Below are 16,644 nucleotides of genomic sequence, written 5' to 3'. Positions count from 1 at the left end.
ACCCGGTCGGTTTACTGTGCGAGCGGAACCGACGTGTTGCCGACCGGCGCCGCGCTGTTCGGCGCGGCCTGCAGCGCACTGCGCGCGCCCGAGGCGAACGGCACGTTGGGATCGCCCGGCGCGACTGGCGCCTGGACCGGCGCGGTGACCGCAGCCGGCTTGGCGCTGGCGTCGACCTTGACCGACTTGCCCTGCGCCGCGAGCACCGCGAGCAGGATGCTGAGCGCGATGAACAGACCGCCAAGGATCGAAGTCGCGCGCGTCAGGAAATCCGCTGCCCCGCGCGCCGACATCAAACCGGCCGGGCTCCCACCCATGCCGAGCCCGCCGCCCTCGGATCGCTGCATCAGGACGACCGTCACCAGCCCGAGAGCGATGACGAAATGGACCACGAGGAGAAACTGGAACAGAAACATGAAGCGGGCTGATTCCTTGGGGGCGCTTTGACAGCGAAGCCGGGCACATAGGCGAGGTAAGCCGCGCGATCAACCGCGCGCGCAACGACCGTTATCGCAACCTGTCCGTCACATTTCGCTATCGAACTGAAACCTGTGGCTTCCCGGAACGTTAGTGGACCAGGAATATCCCCGCTGGTGGGGGTTACCGAGTTATTTGCGGACACTAGCTGTGGCGATACAGACAGATCATGCGCTTGCCGACTGGATGCATACACTGGTCGATTATGTCCGGTCGGGTGAACCTGATCTGACCAATCGCCAGATGGCACTTCTGCTGGTAGTGTATCTCAAACCAGGGCCGCATACGGTGCGCGGGCTGGCGGCGATGCTCAACGTCTCTAAACCCGTTGTCACGCGCGCCTTGAACAGGCTCGGTACCCTGGGCTATCTGCGCCGCCAACGGGACGACAATGACAAGCGTAACATCTTTGTTGCGCGTACGTCCGAGGGGGCAAGTTTTCTTGACGATTTCGGCCAATTTATCGGCGACACCACGCCCCAACCCGCACGACAGCGGATCGTCCGGCACGCCGCCGCGTAGGAGCTTTGCGCTCAGCGGGCAGTCGGTCGAGCTCGATCCGCGCACACACGCCGTGCGCCGCGACCTCGCCGACATCCGCTTGGCCGATCGCGTCTTCGCGCCGCATTATGCTTCGTGCGTGCAACGCATCGTGATCAGCGCTACTGGCCTCCGAGAAGGCGCTGATCCGGAGTCTGCCGTGCTGACCGATCTCAAGACGGGCGATGTGTTCGAAGTGCTCGAATTCGTCAAAGGCCGCGCCTGGGGGCTTGCGCCGGGCGCGGGACTCGTCGGCTATGTCGATGCCGACACGCTGTCCTGGCCTGCCGCATGAGCGTTTCGGTCTTCATCGACGGCGCCGCCGGCACCACGGGTCTCGAGATCCGTGAACGGCTCGCCGGACGCGATGACATCGCGATCGTGCTGCTCGACGAAGCGCGGCGCAAGGACCCGGTGGCGCGCGCCGAGGCGCTGAATGACAGCGACTTCGTGATCCTGTGCCTGCCCGACGATGCCGCGCGCGAGGCGGTTTCGCTCATCGCCAATAGCCGCACGCGCGTGATCGACGCCTCGACCGCGTTCCGCGTCGCCGAGGGCTGGACCTACGGCTTTGCCGAGGTCGAGCCCGGCCAGGCAAATGCGATCGCCGAGGCAAAACGCGTCTCCAATCCTGGCTGCTATCCGACGGGTTTTCTTGCCTTGCTGCGTCCGCTCGTCCGCGCCGGGCTGGTGCCGGTCGATTGGGGAATCACCGTCAACGCCGTGTCGGGCTATTCGGGCGGCGGCAAGGCGATGATCGCCGAATATGAGGGCGTGAATCCGCCCCCGGCCACGCGCGCCTATGCGCTTGGGCTTGCGCACAAGCATGTGCCCGAGATGCAGAAGCATGCCCGGCTCGAACATCCGCCGATCTTCACCCCGTCGGTCGCCAACACCTATCGCGGGATGAGCGTCGAGGTGCCGCTTGCGCTGTATCGTTTTCCGCGCCGTCCGACCTTGCTCGCGTGCGAAACCGCGTTACGCGAGGCCTATCCCGAGGGCGGGCTGATCCGAATCGCCGATGGCGATGCGTCCGCAGTGCAGATCGAGGATGACGCCGGCACCGATCGGCTGACGCTGCGCGTCTGCGGCAATGCCGAGACCGGGCAGGCACGGCTGATCGCGACGCTCGACAATCTCGGCAAGGGCGCGGCGGGCGCCGCCGTGCAGAATCTCAACATCATGGCCGGGCTCGATCCGCTCGCCGGCCTCACTGTGTAACGCAAGGTTTCAGCTTGGCGGGACGTCCGGCGTTCCCTAGGTGATGCCTTCCCCAGGAGCTCGAATTTCGCATGGCCAATCGCACGCCCGTCGGCAAACTCCTTCTGTTCGGCGCGACCGGCGACCTTGCGCAGCGCATGTTGTTGCCCTCGCTCTATGGCCTGCATGCCGACGGCCTCCTCCCCGAAGGGCTGACGATCACCGGCACTGCGCGCTCGGAGAATAGCGACGAGAGCTATCGCAAGTTCGCCAAGGAAGCGCTCGAGAAGTTCGTCCCCAAGGACCGGATGGACGCCAAGGCGATCAAGTCGTTCCTCGAGCGCGTCCAGTACCAGGCGCTCGATGCGACCGACATGGCGCATTACAAGGAACTCGCCGCCAAGGTCGGCGACGTCGCCGGCGGTCTCGCGATCTTCCTGTCGACCGCGCCGTCGCTGTTCGAAGCGGTGATCCGCGGGCTCGACTCGGCGGGCCTCGCCGGAGAGACCGTCCGCATCGGGCTCGAAAAGCCGCTCGGCTACGACCTCGCGTCGAGCCGCGAGATCAACGACACCGTCGCGACCGCCTTCCCCGAAGAGCGGATCTTCCGGATCGATCACTATCTCGGCAAGGAGACGGTGCAGAACATCCTCGCCTTGCGCTTCGGCAATTCGTTCTTCGAGCCGGTGTGGAATGCGCGCGGCATCGACAACGTCCAGATCACGATCTCGGAAACCGTCGGGCTCGAGGAGCGCGCGGCTTATTACGACGGCGCGGGCGCGTTGCGCGACATGGTCGCCAACCACATGCTGCAGCTCCTCGCGCTGATCGCGATGGAGCCCCCTGCCCGCTTCGACGGCAATGCGATCCGCGACGAGAAGGCCAAGGTCTTCCGCTCGCTGCGCACGATCGAGCCGCAGGATGCGCCGCGCGACACCGTCACCGGCCAGTACGGCGCTGGCGCGAGCGGCGGTGAGATCGTCAAGGGGTATATCGACGAGCTCGAAAAGCCCTCGACGACCGAGACCTTCGTCGCGATCAAGGCTCATGTCGACAATTGGCGCTGGCAGGGCGTGCCCTTCTACCTGCGTACCGGCAAGCGCATGCCGACGCGGCGCTCCGAGATCGCGATCCAGTTCAAGCCCGTGCCGCATTCGATGTTCTCGAACCGTGGCGGGCTGCTCCAGCCCAACGTGCTGGTGATCCGCCTGCAGCCCGAGGAATATGTCCAGCTGCTGGTGATGGCGAAGGAACCAGGGCTCGACCGCGACGGCATCCGCCTGCGCGAAGTGCCGCTCAACCTCAGCCTCGACGCCGAATTTGCGGGCTCGCGCCGGCGCATCGCCTATGAGCGGCTGCTGCTCGATCTGATCGAGGGCGACCAGACGCTGTTCGTCCGCCGCGACGAGGTTGAGGCGCAATGGACCTGGATCGACGCGATCCGCGCCGGCTGGGTGGCGAACGACATGAAGCCCAAAAGCTATGCCTCGGGCAGCTGGGGCCCGAGCGCCGCGATCGCGCTGACCGAGCGCGACGGTGTGACCTGGCTCGACGAGTAGGTTTATTTCAAAGCCCTTTCCCGCCTTTGCGGGAGAGGGTTGGGTGAGGGCCTTCTTTCCTCCGTCGACGAGGGCAAAGAAGACCCTCACCGACTTCGACTAGGCCGCGCCGAAGAGGCGCGACCAAGTCTACGTAGCCTCTCCCGCTCGCGGGAGAGGGTCATCAGGAAGAAGAGACATGAGCGACGAACACGAAATCGAATGGTGGGACTATGAAGACGCCGAGGAGATGGCCGCGGCCGTCGCCGGCGACATCGGCTTCATCATCGACAGCGCGATCGACGCGCGCGGCGCGGCGGTGATCGCACTGTCGGGCGGCAAGACGCCGATCCCGATCTACGCCAAGCTCGCCGCCGCCAAGCATGACTGGAAGCGCGTGACGATCGTCCCCGTCGACGAGCGCATCGTGCCGCTCGGCGATCCGCTGTCGAACGTTACTATGATCGCCAAGGCGTTCCTGCCGAAGGGCGCGCGCGTCATGCCGATCGTCCCGACCGCGACCGCCGACTACAAAGCCGCCGGCCGCTCGGCCGATGCGCTGATGCAGGATCTGCACTGGCCGCTCGATTTGTGCCTGCTCGGCGTCGGCGCCGACGGCCACACCGCGTCGATCTTCCCCGGCCCCGATTATGACGAAGCGCTGTCGGGCCCGAACGAGCGCCGCGCATTGGGCGTAATGCCCGATCCGCTGCCGAAGGAAGCCCCGGTTCCCCGCGTCACGCTCAGCCGCGCCGCGATCGTCTCGGCGCGCGCGTTGATCATCGCGGTAACGGGCGACGCCAAGAAGTCGGTGATCGAGGCCGCGATCAAGCAGGGTCCGTCGTCGAAATATCCGATCGGGCGCGTGCTTGCCGATGCCGAGCTGCCGGTGGATATTCACTGGGCCGCCGAATGATCTCCAACCCCTCCCCGGGAAGATTGTCGTGACCCTCCATTCCGAAATCGCGGCCGTCACAGACCGCATCATTACTCGCTCGAAGCCGACGCGCGACGCCTATCTCGCGCTGATCGGCCGGGCGCGCGACACGCATATCGAGCGGCCCGCAATGGGCTGCGCCAACGCCGCGCATGCCTATGCCGGCACCGAGGAGGATCGCCCCGCGCTCACCGCCGGCAAGGCGATGAACATCGGGATCGTCACCTCGTACAACGACATGCTTTCGGCGCACGCGCCGTATTATCGCTACCCCGAGCAGATGAAGGTCTGGGCGCGCGAAGCCGGCGCGACCGCGCAGGTCGCGGGCGGCGTTCCCGCGATGTGCGACGGTGTGACGCAAGGGTATGCGGGCATGGAGCTGTCGCTGTTCAGCCGCGACACGATCGCACTGTCGACTGCGATCGCGCTCAGCCACGGCATGTTCGAGGGCGCGGCGCTGCTCGGCATCTGCGACAAGATCGTGCCGGGCCTGCTGATGGGCGCGCTGCGCTTCGGGCATCTGCCGATGGTGCTGATCCCGGCGGGTCCGATGCCGTCGGGCCTTCCCAACAAGGCCAAGGTCGAGGTTCGCGAAGCCTATGCCGAGGGCAAGGTCGGTCGCGAGGCGTTGCTCGAGGCCGAGATCGGCGCCTACCATTCGAAGGGCACCTGCACCTTCTTCGGCACCGCCAATTCGAACCAGATGATGATGGAGATGATGGGCCTGCACATGCCCGGCGCCGCCTTCATCAACCCCGGCACCAAGCTCCGCCAGGAGCTGACGCGCGCCGCGGTCCACCGCGTCACGCAGATCGGCTGGCACGGCGACAGCTACCGACCGATCGGCCTGTGCGTCGATGAAAAGGCGATCGTCAACGCGGCGATCGGCCTGCTCGCGACCGGCGGCTCGACCAACCATCTGCTGCATTTGCCCGCGATCGCGGCGTGCGCCGGGATCGTGATCGACTGGGAGGATTTCGATCGCCTGTCGAAGGCCGTCCCGCTCGTCGCACGCGTCTATCCCAATGGCGCGGCCGACGTGAACGGCTTCGAGGATGCCGGCGGGATGCCGTACGTCATCCGCGAACTCGCCGATGCCGGGCTGCTCCACCGCGACCTGATGACCGTCGCGGGCACGGACATGACCGATTACGGCCGCAAACCACGGCTCGACGACGCTGGCACGCTCGGCTGGGTCGATCCCGGCCCGAGCGGCGACGAGACGATCGTCCGCACCCCCGCCGCGCCGTTCGCCCCCGAAGGTGGCTTCCGCATCCTCACCGGCAATCTCGGTCGCGCGTGCATCAAGGTCTCCGCAGTCGAGCGCGATCGCTGGACGATCGAGGCGCCGGCGGCGGTGTTCCATGATCAGGCGGCGGTGCTCGCCGCCTTCCAGGCGGGCGAGCTGACGCGCGACGTCGTCGTGGTGATGCGCTTCCAGGGCCCCCGCGCCAACGGGATGCCCGAGCTGCACAAGCTCACGCCCGCGCTCGGCGTGCTGCAGAACCGGGGTTACCGCGTCGCGCTCGTCACCGACGGGCGCATGTCGGGCGCGAGCGGCAAGGTTCCGGCCGCGATCCATTGCTCGCCCGAGGCACTCGGCGACGGTCCGCTGTCGCGCGTGCGCGACGGCGACATGATCCGGCTCGACGCCGAAGCGGGTGTACTGGAGGCGCTAGTTAATCCGGTCGAGTGGGCCGCGCGCGTGCCCGCGACCGCGCCGCCCGAGGCCGACGGCATGGGCCGCGAGCTGTTCGGCCTGTTCCGCGCCAATGCGAACGAGGCCGAGCGCGGGGCATCGCCGCTGCTAACGGGTATGGGCTGGTAATTGCCCCACGCGCTGCGGCCAACGCAGCAGCGCGCACGATGCGAGATATTGGAGGGGATTAGAATGGAAGTCGTTTCGGTCGATATCGGCGGCACGCACGCGCGCTTCGCGATCGCGGAGGTCGACACGGGCCGGGTCGTCACGCTCGGCGAGCCGGTCACGCTCAAGACCGCCGAATATGCCGGTTTCCAGACCGCCTGGGAGGCGTTCGGCCAGCAGGTCGGCCGCCCGCTGCCGCGTGCAGCCGCGATCGCGGTCGCCTCGCCGATCAGCGGCGACGTGATCAAGCTGACCAACAACCCCTGGGTCATCCGCCCGCCGCTGATCAAGGAACGGCTCCACGTCGACGACTTCGTGCTGATCAACGATTTCGGCGCGGTCGGCCAGGCTGTCGCGCAGGTCGATCACCGGGATTTCCTGCATCTGTGCGGTCCCGACATACCCTTCCCCGAGCACGGCGTGATCACCGTCTGCGGGCCCGGCACCGGGCTCGGTGTCGCGCAAGTGCTGCGCACGTCCGAGCGCTATCACGTGCTCGAAACCGAAGGCGGGCATATCGACTTCGCGCCGCTCGACGCGATCGAGGATGCGATGGTGAAGCGGCTGCGCACCGCCTATACGCGTGTGTCGGCTGAGCGCGTCGTCTCGGGCCCCGGCATCGTCGCGATCTACGAGACGCTCGCGCATATCGAGCATCGCTCGATCACGCGGCTCGACGACAAGGCGATCTGGAGTTCGGCGCTCGACGAGGGCGACAGCCTCGCGGTCGCCGCGCTCGATCGCTTCTGCATGGCGCTCGGTGCAGTCGCGGGCGATCTCGCGCTGGCACACGGCTCGAACGCCGTCGTCATCGCGGGCGGGCTCGGGCTGCGGCTCAAGGACCATATCCGCAAATCGGGTTTTGCCGAGCGCTTCGCCGCCAAGGGCCGCTTCCAGGGCCGGATGGCGGCGATCCCGGTCAAACTCATCACCTATCCGCAGCCCGGCCTGTTCGGCGCGGCTGCCGCCTTTGCCCAGGAGCATACGCTATGACGACCATCACCGACATCATGCGCACCAGCGCCGTCATCCCCGTGCTGGTGATCGACGATGCCGCGACCGCGCGCCCGCTTGCCGAGGCGCTCGTCGCCGGCGGCCTGAAGGTGCTCGAAGTCACGCTGCGCACCCCCGCCGCGCTCGAGGCGATCGCCGAGATGAAGAAGGTGCCCGGCGCGATCGTCGGCGCGGGCACCGTCGTCAATCCCGATCAGTTCAAGCAGGCGGTCGATGCCGGGGCCGAGTTCATCGTCTCGCCCGGCCTGACCGAGCGCCTCGCCAAGCCGATAATCGCGAGCGGCGTGCCGTTCCTGCCCGGCATCGCCAACGCCGCCGACATCATGATCGGGCTCGACCTCGGCCTCACCAACTTCAAGTTCTTCCCGGCCGAGGCGAATGGCGGGTTAAAGGCGCTCAAGGCGCTGGCCGCGCCCTTCTACCAGTGCAGCTTCTGCCCGACCGGCGGCATCACCGAAACAAGCGCGCCCGAGTGGCTGAGCTTCAAGCCGGTGCTGTGCGTCGGCGGCAGCTGGGTCACGCCCAAGGGTGCGACGATGGGAGAGGTCGAGGCGATCGCGCGGGCTGCGAGCGGGTTGCGCGGGTAAGACCTCCCCGTCACCCCGGCCTCGTGCCGGGGTCCACCGAGATGCGCGATCTGCGCGTGCAGGATGTGCGGCCCGGTAGACCCCGGCACACGGCCGGGGTGACGCTCTGATTGGTCAGAGGGCGATCGTCGACAGGCTCGCGCCGCCCCCCCGCTAGATCCCGTGCGCCGCGCGATACGCGCGCCACTTCACGACATTGGCGTTATGCTGTTCGAGCGTGTCGGCAAACACATGCCCGCCCGACCCGTCCGCCACGAAATACAGCGCGTTCGACTTGGCGGGGTTGAGCACGGCATCGATCGACGCGCGCCCAGGGTTGCAGATCGGCCCGACCGGCAGCCCGACCAACGCATAGGTGTTGTACGCGTTCACCGCATGCACCTCGGACAGCAGGATCTTGCGTCCGAGCGGACGCCCCTTGGTGATCGGATAGATGATCGTCGGGTCGGCCTGCAGCATCATCCCGCGCTTCAACCGGTTCGAATAAACCGCCGCAACCATCGCACGCTCGCTTGGCTTGCCGGTTTCCTTCTCGACGATCGAGGCGAGGATCAACGCTTGCTCGGGCGTCGTCACGGCGAGCCCCGGCGCGCGCTTCGCCCAGGCGGCGGCGAGGTAGCGTTTGCGCACGTTCTGCATCCGCTTGAGGATGAAGCTGCGCTCGTCGCCGCGCTGGAAGGCATAGCTGTCGGGCAGCACGCTGCCCTCGGGCGGCACCTCGACGCTGCCTTTTAGCTCGGTTGCGCGGTCGAGGGCGTCCTTGACCATCACCGCGGGCCACCCCTCCGGGATCGTCACGAAACGCTGGATCGTCTTGGTGCCCTGCAACACCTTGAGGATATCGGCCTGGCTGAGATGCGCCGGGATGCGATATTCGCCCGCCTTGATCGGCGAGTCCGCCCCGAAGACCTTGGCGAACATGCGGAAACGGCTCGCCGACGCGATCGCGCCCGATTTCTCGAGCTCGAGCGAGGCCGCTGCCAGACTGCTGCCCGGCGCGATCTGTACGCTGATCGGACGCGCGAGCGGCCCGCGGCCGCCCCACATCTGCACGACGATCAGCAACGCGGCGACCGCCGCTAGGCCAATCAGCAGTCCCAGGCACCCGACCTTGCGCATGGCGCTATCCTTGCTCCGGGTTGAACCGCGCGCCGGCCGCCGCGCGCCGCGTTTGGGCGGACGCACGGCGCGTCGTCACATCGCGCGCAGGACGAGGCTCGCATTCGTCCCGCCGAAGCCGAACGAATTGTTGAGCACCGCCTTGACCGACCGCTTCTTGGCGACATGCGGCACAAGGTCGACGCCCACGCAATTGTCGCTCGGATTGTCGAGGTTGAGCGTCGGCGGGACGATCTGGTCGCGCATCGCGAGGATGCAGAAGATGCTCTCGACTGCGCCCGCGCCGCCGAGCAGATGCCCGATCGCCGATTTGGTCGAGCTCATCGACATCGTCTTGATATTGTCGCCGAACAGCCGGCGCACTGCGTTCAGCTCGAGCTCGTCGCCGAGCGGGGTCGAGGTGCCGTGCGCATTGATGTAATCGATGTCCGAGAGCTCGAGACCCGACTTGCGCATCGCCATTTCCATCGACCGGAACGCGCCCGAGCCCTCGGGATGCGGCGCGGTGACGTGATAGGCGTCGCCCGACAGGCCGTAGCCGATCACCTCGGCATAGATCTTCGCGCCGCGTGCCTTGGCATGCTCATATTCCTCGAGGCAGACGACGCCTGCGCCCTCGCCCATCACGAAGCCGTCGCGGTCCTTGTCGTACGGGCGGCTGCCCTTTTCGGGGGTCGCGTTGAAATTGGTCGACAGCGCGCGCGCCTGCGAGAAGCCGGCGATGCCCAAGGGGCAGATCGCACCCTCGGCGCCGCCTGCCAGCATCACGTCGGCATCGTCCATCGCGATCATCCGCGCGGCGTCGCCGATCGAATGCGCGCCGGTCGAGCAAGCGGTGACGACGGCGTGGTTGGGGCCCATCAAGCCGTATTTGATCTGCACCTGCCCGGTGATGAGGTTGATGAGGCGACCATGGACAAAGTGCGGGCTGACGCGACGCGGGCCCTTTTCGTGCAACACGATCGATTCGCTGGCGATTCCCGGCAAACCGCCGATGCCCGCGCCAATCGAGCAACCCGCGCGATATTTCTGCTCGAGCGTCATGTCGATTAGGCCGGCATCCTCGAGCGCCTGGCCGGCGGCATCGATGCCGTAGATGATGAAGGGGTCGACCTGGCGCTGAACCTTGTGGTCGACGCGCTTGTTCGGGTCGAAGCCGTAGGGATGGTCGGCGGGCTTGACCTCGCACGCGATCGTGCAGGCATAATCGGTCGCGTCGAAGCGCGTGATCGTCCCCGCGCCCGATTTCGCCGCGAGAATATTCGCCCAGGCGGTTTCGACATCGGCGCCGAGCGGCGTCACGAGCCCCAGTCCGGTTACGACAACACGCCGCATGGCCATCTCCGTGTAAATTCTTGATCTTCGTAAATGGGAACGGCCCCCCACCCCCGGTCATTGCCCTGGGACGGGGAGCCGTTCCTGTACATCAGCCGTGCGGCCGCGCTAAAAGCGCTAGGCTCAGCTCTTGTGCTCGTCGATGAAGGTGATCGCGTCCTTGACGGTCGTGATCTTCTCGGCGGCATCGTCGGGGATCTCGACTTCGAATTCTTCTTCGAAGGCCATGACGAGCTCGACGATGTCGAGGCTGTCCGCGCCCAGATCGTCGATGAAGCTCGCGTCTTCGGTCACCTTGTCGGCTTCAACGCCGAGATGCTCGACGACGATTTTCTTAACGCGGTCTGCGGTCTCGCTCATGTGTCTCGTCCCTCTATCGATGGGGGTGTTGGAATTCCTGAACGCACGTAGAACGCGCGTCCGAGGCTTGCAAGTAGGGACACTCAGATCCCCTTTAGATCATGGCCATGCCGCCGTTGACGTGCAGTGTCTGTCCGGTGACGTAGCCCGCCTCGCGGCTCGAGAGATAGACCACTGCCGCGCCGATGTCTGCCCCCGCGCCCATTTTTCCCATGGGAATGCGGGCGTTGAGCGCATCTTTCTGAGCATCGGGCAGCGTTTCGGTCATCGGCGAGGCGATGAAACCGGGCGCGACGCAGTTGACGGTGATGCCGCGGCTGGCGAGCTCCTGCGCGAGCGCCTTCGACATTGCGGTGAGCGCGCCCTTCGACGCGGCATAGTTCGCCTGGCCCGGATTTCCGGTCGTCCCGACGACCGAAGTGATCGACACGATTCGCCCGAAGCGCGCCTTCATCATCGGCCGCGCCGCCGCTCGCGCGAGGCGGAAGGCGGCCTCGAGATTGACGCGGATCACCTGATCCCACTCGTCGTCCTTCATCCGCATCACGAGATTGTCGCGCGTGATGCCGCCATTGTTGACGAGGATGTCGAGCTTGCCGCCAAGCGCCTCGACCGCCGCAGGCACGAGCGCATCGACCGCGGCACCATCCGACAGATCGCACGGCAGCGCGACATGCTCGCCGCCGAGGCTGTCACGAAACGCCTCGAGCTTGGCGACGTTGGAGCCCGAAACCGCGAGCCGCGCGCCCTGCGCGGCCAGCGCCTGAGCGATCGCCGAGCCGATCCCGCCGGAGGCCCCGGTCACGAGCGCGGTCATGCCTGTTAGGTCGAACATCTCTTAATCTCCACGGTTGATTGGTTCGCGCAGAGGCGCAGAGGACGCAGAGGTGTGGTTGTTCACCAATCTGCGCATTACCTCCTTGAGCGTATCTCCGCCGAAATTGATAAGCAGCCCGACGGGCTGCTTTGTGAGTCTCAGATAGGTCAACAGTTGCTTTGCATGGACAGGCAGCAATCGCTCGATCGAGTTGATTTCGACGACCAATCGCTGATCGACCATCAAGTCGATCTTGAATGCGCCTTCGAACCGCATGCCGTCGAAATCAATGTCGATTGGCTGCTGTCTCGCGACGGCGTATCCCATCTTTGCCAGCCGCCCTGCCATCAAAGCCTCATAGACGCTTTCCATGAGACCGAGACCGGGACCGAGATCGCGATGCAAACGCACCGCAACGTTCAGCACGTCACCACTGATCTCGTCGATGTCCCGCACCTCTTCTCCGCGTCTCCGCGTCTCCGCGTGAACAACCCCTTCTTAAAGCACCTTAACCAAAGCCTCGACATCGTCCATCGTCACCACGCTGACCGCCTCGACATCGCCCGCGATCCGCTTGACCATAGGCGTCAGCACCTTGCCGCCGAATTCGACGAAGCGCTCGACGCCTGCCGCCTGCAGCGCCAGCACCGATTCGCGCCAGCGCACCATGCCGGTCACCTGCTCGACCAACAGCCGGCGGATGGTGTCGGGGTCGCCGACCGCCGCCGCCGTGACATTGGCGAACAGCGGCACCAGCGGCGCATCGATCCGCGCTTCGGCGAGCGCCTTCTCCATCGCATCGGCGGCAGGCTGCATCAGCGGGCAGTGGAACGGCGCCGACACCGGCAGCAAGACCGCGCGCTTTGCGCCCATTTCCTTGGCAAGCGCGATCGCACGCTCGATCGCGCCGCGATGCCCTGAGATCACCACCTGCGACGGATCATTGTCATTGGCGACGGTGCACACCTCGCCTTCGGCCGCCGCCTCGGCAATCGCGCGCGCCTTGTCGACGTCGGCGCCGAGCAGCGCCGCCATCGCGCCGATGCCGACCGGCACCGCCGCCTGCATCGCCTGGCCGCGCAGCTTGAGCAGCTTGGCAGTCGTCGCCAGATCGATCGCTCCCGCGGCGCACAGCGCGCTATATTCGCCGAGCGAATGGCCTGCGACATAATCGGCCTTGTCGGCAAGCCGCACGCCGCCCTCCTCTTCCAGCACGCGCAGTGTCGCGATGGCGTTGGCCATGATCGCGGGCTGGGCATTCTCGGTCAGCTGCAGCTGGTCTTCGGGACCATCGCACATCAACCGGAAGAGATGCTGACCGAGCGCATCGTCGACTTCCTGGAACACCGCGCGCGCAACCGCACTGGCTTCGGCGAGAGCCTTGCCCATGCCGACCGACTGACTGCCCTGCCCCGGGAAGATAAACGCACGCATCATGATACTCCTTTGCCCGGGCGGTTAGGCGCTCGGCCAAAGCCTCGTCAAGAACCGGGCGGGCAACATCCACGGCAGCGACCAAGCTGAACGGGACCGTTCCGGCCGGGACACTTTGCGACCATTTCGGGTTCTGGTCGTCACGGATGCGCGACAAACGCTTCCTAGATTGGGTTCGACGCCGGGAGTCAAGGCGCCGTCCGAAACAAGGAGTTCATCATGAACAAGATCATTCTCGCAGCCCTCGCTGCATCGTCGATTCTGAGCCCGCTTGCCGCAACCGGCGCATCGGCCCAGCAGCGCGACGAGCGCCGCACCACGGTGATCCGTCAGCAGCCCAATGGCCGCACCTTCGTTACAGAGCGTCGCGTCGTCCGGCCGCAGCAAGCTCGTCGCTGGGCGCGCGGCCAGCGCTTCGATCGCCGCTATGCCAACAATTATCAGGAGATCCGCGATTGGCGCCAGTATCGCGGCCGTCGCCTCTACGCCCCGCCGCGCGGCTATCACTGGGTGCGCTCGGGGAACGACGCCGTCCTCGTCGCACTCAGCGGCGGCCTGATCGGCGCTGTGCTTGGCGGCGCGTTCAACTAAGACCCACGAACCGGCGCGGGAGGCTTGCCTTCCGCAGCGATTTCGCTATGGCACACCGACCGGGGTGGAGAGCGCACGCTTTCCGCCCCGGTTGCTATTGAAGACGCCAATTTACTGAAGATAGCCGGAGGGGCGTCTCGCATGGTGCGGGCGTCAGCGATCGGCCAAGAATGAAAGACGAGACACATGGCTCTATACGAGCACGTGTTCCTTGCGCGCCAGGATCTGGCACAGGCGCAGGTGGACGCTCTGGCGGAAATCGCCACCAAGATTGTCAACGACAACGAAGGTCGGGTCGTCAAGACCGAGAATTGGGGTCTGCGCAGCCTCGCGTACAAGATCGCGAAGAACCGCAAGGCGCATTACGTCATGCTCGAGATCGATGCCCCGGGCAACGTGATCGCCGAGCTGGAGCGCCAGACGCAGATCAACGAAGACATCATCCGCTACATGACCGTCAAGATCGATGCCTCGGAAGAAGGCCCGAGCGTCATGATGCGCAAGTCGGACCGCGACCGTGAGCGTCGTGGTGATCGCGAAGGCGGCCGTGAAGGCCGTGGCGATCGTCCCGACCGTGGTGATCGTGAAGATCGCCCCCGCCGCAGCTTCGACGGCGAATAAGGGAGTTATAGACAATGGCACGCCCATTTTTCCGCCGCCGCAAGTCCTGCCCGTTCTCGGCCAAGGATGCCCCCCGGATCGACTATAAGGACGTCCGGTTGCTTCAGGGCTTCGTCTCCGAGCGTGGCAAGATCGTTCCCAGCCGCATCACCTCGGTGAGCGGCAAGAAGCAGCGTGAGCTCGCCCAGGCGATCAAGCGTTCGCGCCATCTGGGCCTGCTGCCCTACATCGTTAAGTAAGGGGCCCAACAGATGGATATCATCCTGCTGGAACGCGTCGAGAAGCTCGGCAACATCGGCGACGTCGTCAAGGTGAAGGACGGGTTCGCCCGCAACTTCCTCCTGCCGAACAAGAAGGCACTCCGTTCGAACGAAGCCAACCGCAAGGTCTTCGAGAAGAACCGCGAGAAGATCGTGGCCGACAACGCTGTGAAGCGCACCGAGGCCGAGGTCGAAGCCAAGACGATCGACGGCATCACGCTGACGCTGATCCGTCAGTCGTCGAACACCGGTCAGCTCTACGGTTCGGTCGCGGTTCGCGATCTCATCGACGGGCTCGAGGCCGAAGGCCACAAGGTGCCGAAGTCGGCGATCGTGCTCAACAAGCCGATCAAGGCGATCGGCCTCTATGAGGTCAAGGTTTCGCTCCACCCGGAAGTGGCCGTGACGATCAAGGTCAATATCGCCCGTTCGCCCGAAGAGGCGAAGATGCAGGCCGATGGCGTCAACGTCATGGAAGCCATGTTCGAGAAGGACGAGGCCGGTTTCGTCGAGGATTACGATCCCAACGCCGAGCCTGGTGCGACCGCCGAAGTGTCGAACACTTCGGACGAGGCGACCGCAGAGGCCTAAGCCTTCGCAGCGTCTGTCGACAAAAAAAGGGCCGTCCGGAGCAATCCGGGCGGCCCTTTTCTTGGTCTCCGCCCCGGGGAGAGGGGGCTGGAGCGGAGCGGGGTTTAGCCTGTCACCGCGCACGCGCCGACGAGCGCTGCGAACGGGATTAGGGCGAGGACAACCGGGAGAACTTTGGCCATTGGGCGAATCGCTTTGCTGAACTGTTTTGCAGGGGTTGCCTCTAGAATGCGCGACCCCGGCAAAGGTTCAGCTTTTGGAAAGCTTTCTTGCTTTCACCCTGGTGTCGAGGCGCCGCCGGGCTCGACACCCGACAGCACCCAGCGCAACGCCTCGTCATAGGTCGAAGTGAAGCGGTTGAAGGGCTGCGAGAAGATCCGGCGGACCTGCAGCCGCGCGAGCATCGCGCCGGTGACGATCGCGATCGCGCGGACGCGCTGCATCTTCGTCAGATGTTCGCCCATCGCGGCGATCATCTCCTGCGACTGGATCGGACACTGCGCGATATCGAGGATCAGCGCATAGCTTGCGAGGCGCGCGTCCGTGATCTGCGCGATCAGCTCGGACACGAGCCGCGCGCTATCGGCGACATCGAGCATCGCGCGCATCTCGATCTTGACCAGCGCATGACCGCGATCGACCGTGATCTTGTACATCCTCGCCTCCGGGGCGAGCGGTAGCAGACCAAGCGTTGAAAAGCGGTTGATGCGCGGCGGGCCGACCCGCTATTTGCGTCCGAACAGCTTCTCGATATCGCCATGTGCCAGTTTGACCCAGGTCGGCCGTCCGTGGTTGCACTGCCCAGAATGCGGGGTGACCTCCATTTCGCGCAGGAGCGCGTTCATCTCGGCAACCGACAGGATTCGCCCGGCGCGGACCGAGCCGTGGCACGCCATCGTCGCTGCGACATGGTCGAGCCGTTCGCGCAGCGACAGCGCCTCGTCGAACGCGGCGAGTTCGTCGGCGAGATCGGTGACGAGCCCGGTAACATCGCTTTGCCCGAGCATTGCGGGCACGCCGCGCACCAGCATCGCGTGCGGGCCGAAGCGGTCGAGATCGAGGCCGAATTCGCTAAGCTCGGCCGCGCGCGCTTCGAGCCGATCGCAAGCCGGTTCGTCGAGTTCGATCACTTCGGGGAGGAGCAGCGCTTGGCTGGCGACGCCGCCGCTCGCCATCGCCTTGCGCATGCGTTCGAGCACGAGCCGTTCGTGCGCGGCGTGCTGATCGACGAGGATCAGGCCGTCGGGGCTCTCGGCGACGATATAGGTTCTGTCTCTTATACACATCGCGTGTTGTGGTTGTAAAAAAAAGGGGGGGGGGGGGGGGGGGGGGGGGGGGGGGGGGGGGGGGGGGGGG

General features: G+C 65.7%; 20 protein-coding genes and 1 pseudogene. 12 read left to right on the top strand and 9 right to left on the bottom strand.

Features of this window, described 5'->3' with window-relative positions; translation table 11 throughout:
- Positions 1 to 11: 11 nt before the first annotated feature.
- Positions 12 to 416, bottom strand: coding sequence for a preprotein translocase subunit SecG (secG, locus tag QN347_RS11630; RefSeq protein WP_133188054.1), 405 nt, complete (start codon positions 414 to 416; stop codon positions 12 to 14).
- Positions 417 to 663: 247 nt separating this feature from the next.
- Between secG and QN347_RS11625 the strand changes: the two genes are divergently transcribed.
- The 8 genes from QN347_RS11625 to eda all read left to right on the top strand — a co-directional run bounded on the left by QN347_RS11625 (position 664) and on the right by eda (position 8,160).
- Positions 664 to 999 (top strand): MarR family transcriptional regulator, encoded by a 336-nt coding sequence (locus QN347_RS11625; protein ID WP_029625324.1) that lies wholly within the window; start codon positions 664 to 666, stop codon positions 997 to 999.
- Positions 920 to 1,312 carry an SH3 domain-containing protein gene (locus tag QN347_RS11620; protein WP_322163892.1) on the top strand — a complete coding sequence of 131 codons (393 nt, stop codon included), beginning with the start codon at positions 920 to 922 and terminating at the stop codon, positions 1,310 to 1,312. Before QN347_RS11625 ends, QN347_RS11620 begins: the two co-directional genes overlap by 80 nt.
- On the top strand, positions 1,309 to 2,238 hold the full coding sequence (argC, locus tag QN347_RS11615) for an N-acetyl-gamma-glutamyl-phosphate reductase (protein ID WP_322163893.1): 930 nt from the start codon (positions 1,309 to 1,311) through the stop codon (positions 2,236 to 2,238). Before QN347_RS11620 ends, argC begins: the two co-directional genes overlap by 4 nt.
- A gap of 71 nt (positions 2,239 to 2,309) precedes the next feature.
- Positions 2,310 to 3,776: a glucose-6-phosphate dehydrogenase gene (zwf, locus tag QN347_RS11610; RefSeq protein WP_322163894.1), complete on the top strand. Its 1,467-nt coding sequence runs from the start codon at positions 2,310 to 2,312 to the stop codon at positions 3,774 to 3,776.
- 178 nt (positions 3,777 to 3,954) lie between these two features.
- Positions 3,955 to 4,671 (top strand): 6-phosphogluconolactonase, encoded by a 717-nt coding sequence (pgl, locus tag QN347_RS11605; protein WP_189674640.1) that lies wholly within the window; start codon positions 3,955 to 3,957, stop codon positions 4,669 to 4,671.
- Positions 4,672 to 4,699: 28 nt separating this feature from the next.
- Entirely contained in the window at positions 4,700 to 6,520 is a 1,821-nt protein-coding gene (gene edd, locus QN347_RS11600) for a phosphogluconate dehydratase (RefSeq protein WP_322163895.1), read from the top strand.
- Between the two features lie 63 nt (positions 6,521 to 6,583).
- Complete coding sequence (gene glk / locus QN347_RS11595) at positions 6,584 to 7,552, top strand: glucokinase (RefSeq protein ID WP_322163896.1); 969 nt, start codon at positions 6,584 to 6,586, stop codon at positions 7,550 to 7,552.
- Entirely contained in the window at positions 7,549 to 8,160 is a 612-nt protein-coding gene (gene eda, locus QN347_RS11590) for a bifunctional 4-hydroxy-2-oxoglutarate aldolase/2-dehydro-3-deoxy-phosphogluconate aldolase (RefSeq protein ID WP_322163897.1), read from the top strand. The genes glk and eda overlap by 4 nt, the downstream gene beginning before the upstream one ends.
- Before the next feature lie 153 nt (positions 8,161 to 8,313).
- Here eda and mltG read toward each other — a convergent pair whose 3' ends face one another.
- The 6 genes from mltG to fabD form a co-directional block, all read right to left on the bottom strand.
- Entirely contained in the window at positions 8,314 to 9,279 is a 966-nt protein-coding gene (gene mltG / locus QN347_RS11585) for an endolytic transglycosylase MltG (protein WP_322163898.1), read from the bottom strand.
- 75 nt (positions 9,280 to 9,354) lie between these two features.
- The gene (gene fabF, locus QN347_RS11580) at positions 9,355 to 10,614 is read right to left on the bottom strand and encodes a beta-ketoacyl-ACP synthase II (RefSeq protein ID WP_322163899.1); all 1,260 of its coding nucleotides are present in this window, start codon (positions 10,612 to 10,614) and stop codon (positions 9,355 to 9,357) included.
- 123 nt (positions 10,615 to 10,737) lie between these two features.
- A complete protein-coding gene (locus QN347_RS11575) occupies positions 10,738 to 10,974 on the bottom strand; it encodes an acyl carrier protein (protein ID WP_010186338.1) in 237 nt (78 codons plus the stop codon).
- 94 nt (positions 10,975 to 11,068) lie between these two features.
- Positions 11,069 to 11,809 carry a 3-oxoacyl-[acyl-carrier-protein] reductase gene (fabG, locus tag QN347_RS11570; protein WP_133188036.1) on the bottom strand — a complete coding sequence of 247 codons (741 nt, stop codon included), beginning with the start codon at positions 11,807 to 11,809 and terminating at the stop codon, positions 11,069 to 11,071.
- 3 nt (positions 11,810 to 11,812) lie between these two features.
- Positions 11,813 to 12,247 carry a GxxExxY protein gene (locus QN347_RS11565; protein ID WP_322163900.1) on the bottom strand — a complete coding sequence of 145 codons (435 nt, stop codon included), beginning with the start codon at positions 12,245 to 12,247 and terminating at the stop codon, positions 11,813 to 11,815.
- A 42-nt stretch (positions 12,248 to 12,289) separates the two neighbouring features.
- Positions 12,290 to 13,225, bottom strand: coding sequence for an ACP S-malonyltransferase (gene fabD, locus QN347_RS11560; protein ID WP_322163901.1), 936 nt, complete (start codon positions 13,223 to 13,225; stop codon positions 12,290 to 12,292).
- Between the two features lie 219 nt (positions 13,226 to 13,444).
- Here fabD and QN347_RS11555 point away from each other — a divergent pair, with 219 nt between their 5' ends.
- The 4 genes from QN347_RS11555 to rplI all read left to right on the top strand — a co-directional run bounded on the left by QN347_RS11555 (position 13,445) and on the right by rplI (position 15,288).
- Positions 13,445 to 13,816 (top strand): RcnB family protein, encoded by a 372-nt coding sequence (locus QN347_RS11555; protein ID WP_322163902.1) that lies wholly within the window; start codon positions 13,445 to 13,447, stop codon positions 13,814 to 13,816.
- A gap of 186 nt (positions 13,817 to 14,002) precedes the next feature.
- Positions 14,003 to 14,437, top strand: coding sequence for a 30S ribosomal protein S6 (gene rpsF / locus QN347_RS11550; protein WP_133188028.1), 435 nt, complete (start codon positions 14,003 to 14,005; stop codon positions 14,435 to 14,437).
- Between the two features lie 14 nt (positions 14,438 to 14,451).
- Positions 14,452 to 14,676 carry a 30S ribosomal protein S18 gene (rpsR, locus tag QN347_RS11545; RefSeq protein WP_010186331.1) on the top strand — a complete coding sequence of 75 codons (225 nt, stop codon included), beginning with the start codon at positions 14,452 to 14,454 and terminating at the stop codon, positions 14,674 to 14,676.
- A gap of 12 nt (positions 14,677 to 14,688) precedes the next feature.
- The gene (gene rplI, locus QN347_RS11540; protein ID WP_133188026.1) at positions 14,689 to 15,288 is read left to right on the top strand and encodes a 50S ribosomal protein L9; all 600 of its coding nucleotides are present in this window, start codon (positions 14,689 to 14,691) and stop codon (positions 15,286 to 15,288) included.
- Positions 15,289 to 15,563: 275 nt separating this feature from the next.
- On the opposite strand, the gene QN347_RS11535 is transcribed toward rplI, so the two are convergent.
- On the bottom strand, positions 15,564 to 15,944 hold the full coding sequence (locus QN347_RS11535) for a hypothetical protein (RefSeq protein ID WP_322163903.1): 381 nt from the start codon (positions 15,942 to 15,944) through the stop codon (positions 15,564 to 15,566).
- Between the two features lie 69 nt (positions 15,945 to 16,013).
- A pseudogene (locus QN347_RS11530) lies at positions 16,014 to 16,644 on the bottom strand (DNA mismatch repair protein MutL); the annotation flags it as partial.

This window comes from Sphingomonas sp. 10B4 (assembly GCF_035019905.1).
Classification (GTDB): domain Bacteria; phylum Pseudomonadota; class Alphaproteobacteria; order Sphingomonadales; family Sphingomonadaceae; genus Sphingomonas; species Sphingomonas glacialis.
The sequence above is the reverse complement of the archived record's forward strand: the minus strand, read 5'-3'. Positions and strand labels throughout refer to the sequence as shown.